At 37.8% G+C, this 12,899-nt stretch carries 10 protein-coding genes; 4 read left to right on the forward strand and 6 right to left on the reverse strand.

From position 1 onward, the window contains the following. Positions 1-23 precede the first annotated feature (23 nt). The 3 genes from ACYVFA_RS16285 to ACYVFA_RS16295 all read right to left on the reverse strand — a co-directional run bounded on the left by ACYVFA_RS16285 (position 24) and on the right by ACYVFA_RS16295 (position 2,248). A complete protein-coding gene (locus ACYVFA_RS16285) occupies positions 24-800 on the reverse strand; it encodes a DUF4097 family beta strand repeat-containing protein (RefSeq protein ID WP_460472906.1) in 777 nt (258 codons plus the stop codon). 193 nt (positions 801-993) lie between these two features. Then, complete coding sequence (locus ACYVFA_RS16290) at positions 994-1,746, reverse strand: HEAT repeat domain-containing protein (RefSeq protein WP_460472907.1); 753 nt, start codon at positions 1,744-1,746, stop codon at positions 994-996. Next, positions 1,730-2,248 carry an RNA polymerase sigma factor gene (locus ACYVFA_RS16295; protein WP_460472908.1) on the reverse strand — a complete coding sequence of 173 codons (519 nt, stop codon included), beginning with the start codon at positions 2,246-2,248 and terminating at the stop codon, positions 1,730-1,732. The genes ACYVFA_RS16290 and ACYVFA_RS16295 overlap by 17 nt, the downstream gene beginning before the upstream one ends. Positions 2,249-2,444: 196 nt before the next feature. On the opposite strand from ACYVFA_RS16295, the gene ACYVFA_RS16300 reads away from it, so the two are divergent. From ACYVFA_RS16300 to ACYVFA_RS16310, 3 genes are read left to right on the forward strand one after another with little or no spacing between them, the layout of a single operon-like run. Next, positions 2,445-2,960 (forward strand): hypothetical protein, encoded by a 516-nt coding sequence (locus ACYVFA_RS16300; protein WP_460472909.1) that lies wholly within the window; start codon positions 2,445-2,447, stop codon positions 2,958-2,960. Between the two features lie 3 nt (positions 2,961-2,963). Continuing rightward, positions 2,964-3,179 (forward strand): helix-turn-helix domain-containing protein, encoded by a 216-nt coding sequence (locus tag ACYVFA_RS16305; RefSeq protein ID WP_460472910.1) that lies wholly within the window; start codon positions 2,964-2,966, stop codon positions 3,177-3,179. Positions 3,180-3,192: 13 nt separating this feature from the next. Further along, on the forward strand, positions 3,193-3,915 hold the full coding sequence (locus ACYVFA_RS16310; RefSeq protein WP_460472911.1) for a CPCC family cysteine-rich protein: 723 nt from the start codon (positions 3,193-3,195) through the stop codon (positions 3,913-3,915). A gap of 185 nt (positions 3,916-4,100) precedes the next feature. On the opposite strand, the gene ACYVFA_RS16315 is transcribed toward ACYVFA_RS16310, so the two are convergent. Beyond that, positions 4,101-5,222 carry a hypothetical protein gene (locus ACYVFA_RS16315; RefSeq protein WP_460472912.1) on the reverse strand — a complete coding sequence of 374 codons (1,122 nt, stop codon included), beginning with the start codon at positions 5,220-5,222 and terminating at the stop codon, positions 4,101-4,103. Between the two features lie 153 nt (positions 5,223-5,375). On the opposite strand from ACYVFA_RS16315, the gene ACYVFA_RS16320 reads away from it, so the two are divergent. Then, the gene (locus ACYVFA_RS16320; protein ID WP_460472913.1) at positions 5,376-5,936 is read left to right on the forward strand and encodes a 3'-5' exonuclease; all 561 of its coding nucleotides are present in this window, start codon (positions 5,376-5,378) and stop codon (positions 5,934-5,936) included. A gap of 224 nt (positions 5,937-6,160) precedes the next feature. Here the strand turns inward: ACYVFA_RS16320 and ACYVFA_RS16325 are convergent, their stop codons facing one another. Both ACYVFA_RS16325 and ACYVFA_RS16330 read right to left on the reverse strand, forming a co-directional pair. Next, the gene (locus ACYVFA_RS16325; RefSeq protein WP_460472914.1) at positions 6,161-6,319 is read right to left on the reverse strand and encodes a hypothetical protein; all 159 of its coding nucleotides are present in this window, start codon (positions 6,317-6,319) and stop codon (positions 6,161-6,163) included. A 122-nt stretch (positions 6,320-6,441) separates the two neighbouring features. After that, entirely contained in the window at positions 6,442-12,414 is a 5,973-nt protein-coding gene (locus ACYVFA_RS16330; protein ID WP_460472915.1) for a 3-coathanger stack domain-containing protein, read from the reverse strand. Positions 12,415-12,899 lie beyond the last annotated feature (485 nt).

Below are 12,899 nucleotides of genomic sequence, written 5' to 3' on the forward strand. Positions count from 1 at the left end.
AATTTTATATCGGACAAAGGTCTTTATTTTTTGCGGACGTAGATATTGCTGCTGATAGTGTTCAGTTGAAGATTCACTCCACCACCATTCATGTTGCCTGTGATATTATGACCACCGCCTACTCTTGACATACCGTCTTTTCCTGATTTCAGGTTTAAATCAATGTCACTATAGATTTCTCCTGAAATAGATTTCATCGAAAGCGTAGCCTTAGCCGTAGAAGGAAGCGTAATATCAAGGTCGCCACTAATCAGAGAGATAGAAGAAGGTGTCGACTGGTTTAATGCTGAGAAAACCGCTGTTAACTTGCCACTGATACTATTAGCTACAATAGGCCCTGTAACGTTGTTCAGTTTTATATCGGAATTATTGGTTTTTATTTCCAGGTCTCCGTCAATATTACTGAAGCTGATAGGTGAGCCACCTTGCCAGTTAACCTGCGTAAACATAATACTGGCCTTGTTAGGAACCATTATCGTGTATTTAGCTGATTTTCTGGAAGCTTTTTCAATTTTCAATATGCCACCTTCCAAGTTAACAGCAAGTCCCAGACCTGTATTATCAACATTGGTATTATAGAGTGGTTTCAAACCTTTGGCTTGTTCTGGTATAGGGTCAAGTCCACCACCTTTAATGATTACTTCATCTCCGGCATATCCTTCTACTTTCAGATTTTCACCATCCAGTTCAATGGCTATTTTGCTGTCTTTGGTATTGGCTAATTTTGTTTTGAATTCCTGTGCTTGCGTATAAACAGCAGTTAATAAAAGGCAAGCGAGTACGAACATATTTTTTTTCATGGTAATTGGCTTTTAAATAATTCTGAAATTGATTTGTTTGGATTATCCTGAGAATAAGGCCTTAACTTCTCATTAAATCCGGTTTTTGTTAATTGTTTTATATATTGAATTTTTGAATAAACTTTGGTAATCTAAACTGAAGCTGAGCCCTGTGCCTGAGCGCAGTCGAAGGCCGCGGTGCAAGCCCTATTCCCTACAACGTAATCAATGTAGCTGCTCCCTCTTCCGCTTTCATTCTTACCACATCCATTACTTCCTTGTCTTTCGATATTTGCTCCAGCGTTTCTGAGGCACGTTTTTCTTTCATCATTACCAATAACTCGATGAGCGTAATCTGAATATTCGGGTCAGTCTGAATTTTGAGTGATTGCATCAACCCCTCTCTTACCGCAGGCTCGGTTTCAAAGCGAGCCAATGCCTGACAAGCAGCCAGACGCACATTTACATTGTTGTCGAAATTCAGAGTATTAATCAACAATTGGATGAGTTCCTGGTCTAATTCTTTCAGTTTTAAGCTTTGGTTTACCGCATCAATTCTTTCACTAGCCGATGTCAGGTTTACCTGTTTAAATTGCAAGGTTTCTTTCATCACAGTGGCGTGCTTATCTTCTGCAAATACTATTATATCACCACCTTTATTATTATAATAATATCCTGCGGCAAAACTGCCTAATACTAATGCCACTCCGGCGGCGATCCTCATACTCACGGCTCTGAACTGAATAATTCTGCCTCTCTTCTCAATTTTCCTTAGTACTTCTTCGCTCAGGTTTTTCGAGGGTGTTTCTTTAGCAGCCAGACGATAATAGGCAAATTCGGCTATATGGTGTTGCAATTGTGTGGGCACCTCTGCTTTACTAAAAAACTCTTTGATATGTTTTTCTTCCTGGAGTGTGGTTTCACCTTCATAATATTTCTCCAGTAATTTTTCAATTTCCTGATACATAATTGTTCGTTTTTTGATAACTGTCTCTCACACTTTTTCGCGCTCTCGACAATATGACTCTGATATTATTGATGGTCTGTCCGGTAATCTGTTCAATCTCTTCAAACGAATACTCTTCTACATCTCGCAGGTGGAGAATCGTTTTCTGAATTTCGGGTAAATCGTCAATGATTTTCTTTAACAACTCATTGCTATCGGCCAGCTCTGCCTGTTCATGGGGTGTATAAGTTTTGGCACTTACTTCTACCGTTTCCAGACCTGTGCTTGTATAATTATAAGCGTGCGACTTCAACTTATCCAGACAAAGGTTTTTGGTCATTTGCACTGCCAAAGCCTCTACACTATTATAAGCCTCGAGCTGCTGGCGTTTATCCCAGAGTTTTAAAAATATTTCCTGAACGGTGTCTTCGGCTTCCTCTGTATTCTTGAGGAAGAGTTTTGCTACCCGGAAAAGCCGGGATTGATGCTGAAGAACCGATTGTGTAAATACTTTTAAATCCATTTCAATAACATAGACGACCCGCCTCAGAATTCATTACAAAAGTTTTTAAAATTTTTTTGAAGAATGATAAAATTAATAAATAAGATTGAGAAAGTATAAATTAAATGAAGTACTAAATAATTGTAAAAAATAAATTAATTATTGTTTTATGATAATTAAAGCTTATTTTTACATCATATTTTAAAAATTATGAAAAATGAACAAAGTAAAAATTGTTTCTAAAATTCTTTTCTATATCACCCGCATACTGGCTTTCTTTTATCTAGGTACAGCGGCCTATTCAACCTTTTGTTTACTAACAGGCTGGGGGTTGGGTTTCAGAGAAAATAAAAAGTATTTCCATGTCATGTACCCGTTTACAGATACCCCTTTTCTGAACGGAGATTATAATATGCCTTATATTATCTTTGAGTTTCTATTGGTGCTGGGCTTATATGGATTGTTCTTCCTGCTGGCCAGTAATATTTTTAAGGTATTCTTTCAGCCGAAGCTGTTTACAGAATTTGGCATCAGACAGCTACGGTATTTTTATCTAGCCAACTTATTGCTACCAACACTTGCGGTGCTCTTTGCCAGTATTTTTGCTGAAGTAGACGACATGGCTGTTATTTTAATTATCTTGCATTTCATTTTGGGCGTTTTTGCCTATTTTTTTGCCGCTATTTTCAAACAGGGTTTACAATTACAGAAAGAACAAGATTTATTTATTTGAGCCATGCCAATTATTATCAATGTAGATGTGATGCTTGCCAAACGCAAGATGCAAAGTAAAGAGTTGGCAGAAAAAATCGGAATTACTACCGTCAATTTATCCATCCTTAAAACTGGCAAAGCTAAGGGTATTAGGTTTGATACCTTGGAAGCTATTTGTAAAGTACTGAACTGCCAGCCTGGGGATGTTTTGGAATATGTGGAGGAGGAAATTGTTTAAAGATATATTGCATATGATTATCCTCTTAGACATAGAAGGCGTTTTAGTAACCACACCCATCTGGAGCCCAACTGAACAACTATCAGATGGTTTTATGAAATTTAATGAAAATGCTGCAGAGAATCTGGCAATTCTATTTAAAGAAACAAATGCTTCAATAGTTCTGACAACCACTCATCGAATAAGCTTTGATGAAACGAAGTGGAAAGAAATCTTCAAAAAACGTGGGCTTAATTTTCATACAATTACCAAATTAAACAACAAAACTAGCATCGACCAACTCGGGGATAGAGCTAGTGAAATTACTGCATGGGTTGAGCAATCGGGGGAAAATGAAAACTATGTAATCATTGACGACGACCTTTCGCTACATGGTTTGCCGGATGAGATAAAGAAGCGTTGGGTTGCTACAAAAACGTTAATCGGTTTTGATAAATATGCCACAGCAAAAGCATTGTCAATTCTGACATTTAAAGCCAAGTTTACTTGCCCTTGTTGTGGCTATAAAACATTGGATGAACCCGGGGAATATGATATTTGTCCGGTTTGCCGTTGGGAAGACGACCCTTTTCAATTGAAAGACCCGAATAGTGAGGGCGGAGCGAACGAGGTGTCATTAAAACAAGCACAAAAGAATTTTTTTATTTTCGGCACTTATAAAGGAGAAACGAGGAACAATGCAAGACAAGCTACAATAGAAGAACCAAAAGACGAACATTGGAATCGTTTTGAATAAAATAGTTGTTAGTGTGAGCCTGAATATTCAAATTATCATACATTTGAATATTCAGGTTTCTCTTAAATACTCTTCTGAAGTATCATAATTATGGCTGATTAACCATTGTTATTGATTATATTTTATAGGTTACTTCGGTAATAATTGTCTCCAAATTATATCTAAAATGAAATTATGTTTAATCTTTATTTTGTTTTAAAAAGCTCATCAATATATTTAAAAGCAAGGTTCTGTTTTTCTTTAAAAATAAAAACACCATAGATCTTATTGCAAATCTCCTTTTCATTAGCTTGCCATGATTTTGCAGCTATAAAGTAAGTAATCATCGAAAATATACTAATAATAAGCGTGGCTCGGGTTCGTTTTCCAATCCATTCGATAGATATGCTAAAAATCCAACATCCAAGCCAAGTAATGATAAAGATAGCAAAAAAAGGTAAAATGAAATTTATCTTGAAGAATGAATATAGAATTAAACTAAGAATTGCTACGCATAAGTAGATAATTAGTTTATTCTTTTTCACACTTTTTCCCTTTTCTAAATTAACAACATTCCCCATATTATCTCGAAAAAATATCTCTTTAATAATCCTTAAAAAATCAAAAAAGAAATTTATTAGACACATGCAAAACAATATAAATGAACTTAATGATGCTACTTGTGTAATATTTATCAGATTTTGAGAGTATGTAATATAGCCTCTCCAATCCTTATCAGCTAAAATAGCATGCTTAGCAAAATAATAAACATCTTTTCTAAATGCCCCTTTAGAATCTTTGAAAACTTTTTCGAGAAATTCTTTATTTATCGAAGTGTCGGTGGAAGAAGCAAGAGTATCTTTTTTGGGAATATGAAATACTGAATCAAATTGTCGAATTTTTATCATTTCATCAGTGTCTGAGAGATCTGGAAATTTTTCAGAATCGATATGATGTTCTTTATTATCCAACATATCTGCCCAATATTTTTTTAAATAAAGATGATAGCTATTAGAAGCATCCATAAAATCATCAGAAAAATTAGTCATATAAACCCCAACATTATAAATAACTGTTAAAGAAATAGCAAAATAAGAAACATACCTGGCTATTTTGAGTTTAAGACCGACTGTAACTAAATCGTACAATCCAGTGTAGTTTTTTTTAATATATTCAATTAAATCCATATTTTCATTAGGATTGAAATATTCAGCTAAGGTGTAAATCCATAGTGATATTCCAATTAGAATGAATAATGATGCTAAAATTCCTTGAACATAAACGTCCCAAAATAAAAATTCTCCAAAGTAACTTGTAATTGCTTGCATATTTTTTTTTTTCAAAAAACACACTATTTTAACAGTGTAACAAGTAGTTTGATTTGTTTTTATTTTACGGTTTCCTTTGCAGTTTGATAAAAACATTTATTGAGATTATTGCTTCTTTTATTTAATATACATTGGTATTTTACCTACACAAAAATGAAATACATAATCCTAGACTTAGAAGCCACCTGCTGGGAAAGAAGAGACAGGCAGCCCAATGAAATTATAGAAATAGGTGCCGTTTGTATCAATGAACAAAAGCAGATAATTGGTGAGTTTAACCGATTTGTTAAACCTACTGTACATAGCATCTTGTCAGATTTCTGCACAGAACTAACCTCTATCACACAAGAACAGGTGGACGGTGCACAGATATTCCCGATTATATTAGAAGAATTTCAGAATTGGATATTGAGTTTTGAGGATGAATACCTGCTGTGTTCATGGGGTTTCTACGATCAGGTGCAATTCAAGAACGATTGCCAACTGCATAGCTTACCTATCGACTGGCTACAATCACATATCAGTCTGAAACACCAGTACGCCATCATCAGAAATACCCGTTCAATGGGTATGAAAAATGCCCTCAAAAATGAAAAAATCACTTTAGAAGGCACACATCACAGAGGTATCGACGACGCTAAAAATATCGCCAAAATATTTATCAAACTTTTTGATAAGTGGGATTTCAATGCCAGAAGAGGCAACCTTGCCTAACCTTTATCACTTCCCTTTCAAAATCAAAACCGCCGATTGCCCTTTCCAGGGTGATTGGTAGGCTTTAAAAATATACCAGTCAGAAGCCGCTTCTTCACGGGTTTCGCCTGTAAAAATATTAAACCAGCTTGCTTCAATTTTGCCCGAGGCTGGTTTCGGGATAATGACATTGATCTGATAATTATCTTTAGGGACAAAGTAGAGATATAAGTCTTTCCCATTAGTCAGCGGGTAACCGCTCGATGAGAAATTATCGTTGCCAATCCTGCCGTTTGTGACAAGTCTGAGCGCCAGTTCTGGATAGAGATAATATCAATTTTGTCAGGCTCACGCGAGCAATACTCATAGTCATGCACCATTGCCATACGCTTGTAAGCATCCAAGCGACTGACACACGCTCTTGAAATTGATGCATTCTGGCTTATTATAAAGAAAGAGTATAAGTAGCCTATAATAGGCTGCTTATACTCTTTCTTATTTATTATTGATTTACGTTTCCCCTTTCTTACTTATTCACAGTCACCTGTTGATAAGTCTTCTTATCTTTCGTAACCAGTTGAATAAAATATTCACCTTTTTTAAGTGTTTCAGTTTCAATTTCAGCGGTATACGTGCCTGCTTTGTAATGCGTATTGTCAATGACTCTCAACACTTCACCGGCATATTTGTTGTAAAGAACCAATGTGACATCTTCATCGTTTTCAAGCGTAAACTGGAAGTATATTTTTTTGTCATTTATGGCCGCAAGTACATTTGGCGCATACTGAACGGCAGAAGAAGCTTGCGTAGGCGTACTCTCTGCCTGAGTGATGAAAGTAGGTGTATTGTCGTTACTTGCAGTCAGGTCTGATTTATCGGGGGATGTGATGCTAAAGCCTGATGGTGCAGGCGGACAACCTTCTATAATGGCCTTGAATATAGCACCCGGTTTTACTTCAAACCCCGGCTTCATCACTACCGATTTAGCCCCTTTCATCGTTACATTTGTTGGCGAAACTACGGTTCCATTGGTTTCCAGCAAAGATTTATGATAAGTACCTGCGGCTATTGAGGTATTTCCACCTGTATTATTACTGACTGTATAAACATTACCGCCATTCAAACAATCATCTGCATCATCATTCAGAATAATGCCTGTCATGATATAACTGGCACTGATGCCATAATCGCCTCCTTCATTCACGGTGATAATAATCGTTTCATCACCTTCGAATTTCGTATCACCGATAGGGTCAATAATCAATCTGGCAGACTTCTGGCCTGATAATATTGTAATGGTACCAGTGGTGCCATTAAACTGATTAGCCACTATTTTTCTTCCATCAATCCGTGAAGCCGGGAAAAACGATACAGTATAATCATTGGCTGCACTGGCTGTTCCTGAAATCGAATAGTTAATCAGGAAGTCGTTTGGTGCATTGGCTGGTAGATTAAAATAGAAATCTAATGTTCCGGTGGCATTCTCCTGCATCGAAATCGTCACATTCCCTGCATTAGAGATAGCTCCCGATTGAACAGACGGTATCGAAGTATTAGAGTTAATCGAAAGCGCTTTGTTACCCGTAGCAGCCACAGAGTTACCAAGAATAAATTTCCACGAATCAGGTGTTGTTTTTACATTTCCATACAAATCCTGAATATTTTGCAAAGTAACCCTGATACTATCCGGAGTAACTCCCATACTAACTTTCGGAACAATCATGATTTTATTATCGAAGCACCCTAGCTGCGCCTGAATAATGGCATTGGTTTTTAAGTTTTTAATTATGACATTATTGCTGTTTAGATTAGCACAACCCAGTGCTTCATCAAAAGTAGCTGAAATCTGGTCGCCAATCACATAATTGTCGTCGGTGGGTTCCGGGCTACCGAAAAGTTTAGGTGCCACTCTGTCGATGATGCCAGTAACAGTTTGAGAATAGACAACATTCGAAGCACACAATAGCTTTAATCTTATATTATATTTCCCGTCCGGAAGATTGGCAATGTCCCAGTTAACTAGTGTGCCACTTGGATCAGTAGACAATTGTGCGGCTGTCTTTGTAAATCCGGTTGACCAGTTACTGGTTCCTACCTTCGAATACTCCAATGATACATTCGTCAGGTTTGCTACTGTATAGTCTTTCAGAATCACCGGCATTGTATTGGTAATAATACCAAAGCCATCGGTTGGAGAAGCTAGGGTTATATTGCTACAAGGACTATTGAAAAACGCATTCAATGAGACTGATTTACTGATGGCTCCATCACACGCATCCTTAAGTATAAATTTAAGCCCTGTATAAGAATAAACATTTGAAGCACCTCTTTTTACCTTAACAACTACCTGAACACTGCCCAAATAACCCAATGTGTATGAGGTGTTTCCCACCACAGGACTTCCCCCGATTGTAACCACCGCACCAGATGGATTGCTTGACTGGTCAAAAGATAATAAATAGGTACGGGCTTCACCACTCTGGCTGGTATTAGATAGTTGAAGAATAAACTCAGCTTCACCTGCCGCCGGAATATTCGAAACGGATGGCACTGCACACACCAGCTGCATTTCGTCTCGTGGCTGTGTACCTAGTTCCCACGGACAACTTGATGTTCCGGCTACCAACTGAAAGACAGGAGTATCGTATACAGGGTCTTTTTTAATATCAATTGAAAAATAATCGCCATTGTCGCCATCATCCAGTACATATCCGGTCGTAGTAGATTTCAATGTTGTACTAGCAATGCTACCACCTGTTTCTAATTTGGTATTCATAATAAAGGCTCCACTTGCCCCATTACCAGCCACTTCAAAGCCTAATTCTATAGCTAGCTCTTTATCAATCTCCATCCCGAACTCAATTGTACTGGTTTTGGTAGAACTGGTAGTGGTAGTAGAGCTTATTGGACCAGCGGCACCATCAAACGAGAGATTTTTTTCGAATGATGCTCTCTTTTTATTGCTTTCATTATTGGCTAAAGTCTGTTGCCATACCGATACCTGATTAGCATATCGGGCTTTTTCTTCAGGCGTATTAGAAGGGTTGTCTCTGAAAGCCTTAAGTGTTGGAATGACTGTATTGACGATATGGTCTTCTGAATAAATATATTCGGTCACAAAACCATCTGGCGCAATAATGAAATCATCTTTGAGTGTCAACGTACATGGGCTTTTATAAGAGAGCACATGAGTTTTTGAATAAAGAAGATTAAGTGCAGCACCAATATAAACATCGCCTTGCGCACCTACTACTTCTTCATTATTGGCAGTTGAAAATACCTGATTATTTGAAATGGAAAGAATAGATACACTATCTGATACACTTCTGGAACCTGTATTTAATGAACCCTTGATAGTTCCCCAGACCGAATTTTCAACGGTATACGCCAATCCTAATCCGAATTTGGCACCTATGGTTACACTTGCCCATCCACCCATATTATCGCTATCTTGTCTGAAAGCCCTTATTGCTGTTTCGCTTGTCTTGTTCTGCTCCCAGAAACTATAGCTTAAATCACCTTGTGGATCGTGTAATATTTTAAAGGGTACTTCAGGAGATACCGTAGTGAATGTACCAATATCTGCTTTTATACCCGTTACCACTACATTTTTGTTAATGTCAGTGGCCGATCTTTTAAATTTATCAGTGTATTGGAGGTTAAAAGTTTTGAAATATGGACAGACAATATTAGGTAATCCTCCAACCAGATTTTTGGTAATACTACCCGTAGGATTGGCAAAAACGAAGTCTTCACTGGTATCGTCTTTCTGAATGTTTGTATGTAAATAAACCAGACTATCTTTTGCAGGACAAGTTTTGGCTGGCCCTTGCCATACTTTAATAGTAAAGGTAGCAGTATCGCTTTGTGCAATTACTGAATAAGGTTTACCTGCCTGTGCCGGTGTACAGACATTGGCTGTTGAAGTACACACTGTATTCAGGCCAATTACTTCTAAAACCGGGGCTCTTGGATATACCAGATTAAGTACTCTGTTAGTAGTGTCTATATCACGGGTGAGTGAGTCCTGAATTAATACTTTCTGATTCAGAAAATCTTTAACTGTCAGCCCATTCAGATCTGTACCACTCCCGCCCGGAGTGAAACCTTCTATACTGGCTCTGTATTTTCCGGCTGGAAGTGTGATAGAATAATAACCGGAATTCAGGTTAGTAGTAATAGTTTTAGTTAAACAGGCTGCTGTCGGGTTCCCGTTAACATCAGGCAATATCTGACTGAATTTAATAGTCGCTTGCCCGATGTACTCATTACATCCGCCCAATACTGTTCCTGAGATGGTACGGGTGGTGATGTCAACAAAATTTACATTTTCTATTGAGGGCGCCTCTCCAACAGGTAATATTTGTTGAGCAGGAGAGAAGGTATGATTTTTATATCTTGGCTTGACAGTATAGTTCTTTTGCTCATCCATAGAAAGGGCATAGGTACCATCGGTAAGGGTTTTATTAGCTAAATACACATTGTCAATCAAAAATTCAATATTGGCAATCGGGCATGATACCGGATTCTGAACTGTCCCTCCATTACAATCAGCACAGTCCTGAGTAACTTTTCCTGTTACACTAAATACTGTTTTATCTGTAAAGTTGGCATCAGCCGGAGCCGGTTGCAATTGACTGACATTTCTGGTAAGAGAAGTCGGGTCAAAAACATGGGTATTTTTTGAAGGCGTAATCGTAAAAGCAGCAGCAGCACCAGAGCCAGTAGCTGTTGAGCCATAATACACTCCCTCTATTGAATAGGTACCGTCAATTCCGGTAGTAGTGGTATAAGTTTTATTGGTTGCCCCTCCTGTAACAGCAGTCGTTCGTTGTGCCGTAATAGTTACATTATTCACCCCTCCACCTGTTTTGCTAGTTACCTTTCCTGTCAGGAGGCCATTCGGATTCACAACAGTTATGGTTTGTTCATTCGAATAAACCGAGGCTATGCTCGGACAAGTACTCGAAGCTTTTCTTCTGAAAGTAGTGGTTATACTCAGCTCAGGTAAACTATAAGACTGGTTACTTCCGGCTGGTGTAGCAGTTTCCCAGGCACCACCCTGTTCTTTCTTTTCCCACGATATAACCAGACCTGGGCTTGCAGTGGCATCTGTCGAAGAGGTCATTGTTCCTAGTGCTAACTCTCTGGGAGAAGGTATCATCGTTGCCCCTGCAATAGCTCCCGCTGAGACCGTCGGTGTATATCTATCAAAATACACGATGTTAGTTCCTCTTTCGCTTCCACAATCATTAGCTATCCTGTAAAAAGCTACAATTTCATTGTTACCGATGGTGCCTAGATTTGAGGCGCTTGTTCCAGTTCCTGCATTTGTATCAGTAGTCCATGCACTCCATGAGCCATTGTTATAGGTAGCTCTTACCCAGCGATAGGTAATGCTACCAACTGTTGAAGTTGCACTGGCAGTACTATTGATAGCCGGAATAGTGGCATTTGGACAAAGGTTAAGTCTTTCACCATTATTGGTAGAAATAGCAAGCGTACCAGGCACAAGTATTAAATCTGAAGCTTGAAGCGTAAGTTTAAAATCACCGATGCTTGAATCATAATATCCTTCTACAATAACACCATATAACCCCGGACATAAATCTTTTTGAAAATATGATTTTGAATTACCGCCACCATCATCGTTGCCATCTACATAACTATTAAAACTTCCGTCGCTATTGAGTTTCACTAAATGGACATAAGTATCAAAATTGGTTTCAGAATAGGCAGTTGAAAATATAATTCTTTTTGAATTATTAATCTGAAATTTATAAGTTACATCATTACCTGCTTTGAATGAGGCGTTAGTCGAAGATGTCCATTGGTTTTTATACCCTAAAGCAGTATTAGCACCCGAGGGTACTCCTCTGTTAGTGTTGATATGCGTGTAAGTAGTATTAGATAAAGTACCGAAATTTAAGGCAGCTGTTTTTTCTCCATACTGATACCGCCAGGTAGATTTTATTCTTTCTTTTGTGCCATTGACACTATTAGTTATATCAGCATACTGATACCAGGATGCCTGAGTATAACTATTAGCAAAATAGTAATTCCATATATAAGCGCGGTTATCATCACCGTCATCCCAGTTGCATATCTCGCCACCATCATCTTCCCAGGTAAAAAAGGTCCAGTCAAACCGACCGTTTGTGCTACCAATGAGCGTGCCAATATTATAATCTACTGCAGGCCCCCAGTCGTTGGCGTCTGAATAAGATACATAACAGGTTTTAGGTTGGTTACTTGCACCCGACGAAAGGTCAAATAATTGTACCTGAGGAAGCCCGTTATTACTATTCAATGCTACTTTTGCCGTGTGTACTTGTTCTCCTGCAGTAGTAGGATCTGTATCAATTTTTCCATAACCCTGCAAATAATGTACTTCTATATTATAGGTGCCATTCAGCACCTGCGCCATTGATTGACTACCCCACAGAAAAAAGAGGAGTACATAAATCAATTTCAGAATTCTCAGTAAAAATGTTTTCATCGTACCGTTTTATAGTTAATTAGAAAAAAAGGTTCATCTATTTGCCAGAATCAATAGCTTTTCTTCACCAAAGGGCATAGCAATGCCAGCCTGCTTTTTTAGCAGATGTACTTACACTTACGGCTATTACGTGTGGGAGGTAATTGCTATAAACTTGTGGCGGACTAAGCTTGTGCGATCAGATCTGATAAATAATTACTCATCAACATCAGGGCATAAAATCAAGGCTATCAATATATTTACTTTTGCTTTGAAGGATAAATACTCTCAGAATCTATCCATTTTGTGTTTTGTCTTTTACACCGATTTTTTAAAACGGTACGAAGCTAAGCATAGAAAACCTTTTTTGGTTAGAATTTCCTCGTTTTTTAGGGAACGGTAAACACTTGATTGAGTGAGATTTTAACAATATCTTACGTATATTGATATCGTTTATATAAAAATAGTGTTCATTAAAAGTAAATATAATCTGCTTCTATTAACCA

Source organism: Emticicia fontis, from assembly GCF_054779675.1.

Bases quoted from the DNA above. Each gene is read 5' to 3' on its own strand.
- ACYVFA_RS16315 (WP_460472912.1), bottom strand. From the start codon at position 5,222: ATGCAAGCAATTACAAGTTACTTTGGAGAATTTTTATTTTGGGACGTT.
- ACYVFA_RS16285 (WP_460472906.1), bottom strand. From the start codon at position 800: ATGAAAAAAAATATGTTCGTACTCGCTTGCCTTTTATTAACTGCTGTT.
- ACYVFA_RS16320 (WP_460472913.1), top strand. From the start codon at position 5,376: ATGAAATACATAATCCTAGACTTAGAAGCCACCTGCTGGGAAAGAAGA.
- ACYVFA_RS16290 (WP_460472907.1), bottom strand. From the start codon at position 1,746: ATGTATCAGGAAATTGAAAAATTACTGGAGAAATATTATGAAGGTGAA.
- ACYVFA_RS16295 (WP_460472908.1), bottom strand. From the start codon at position 2,248: ATGGATTTAAAAGTATTTACACAATCGGTTCTTCAGCATCAATCCCGG.
- ACYVFA_RS16305 (WP_460472910.1), top strand. From the start codon at position 2,964: ATGCCAATTATTATCAATGTAGATGTGATGCTTGCCAAACGCAAGATG.
- ACYVFA_RS16310 (WP_460472911.1), top strand. From the start codon at position 3,193: ATGATTATCCTCTTAGACATAGAAGGCGTTTTAGTAACCACACCCATC.
- ACYVFA_RS16330 (WP_460472915.1), bottom strand. From the start codon at position 12,414: ATGAAAACATTTTTACTGAGAATTCTGAAATTGATTTATGTACTCCTC.
- ACYVFA_RS16300 (WP_460472909.1), top strand. From the start codon at position 2,445: ATGAACAAAGTAAAAATTGTTTCTAAAATTCTTTTCTATATCACCCGC.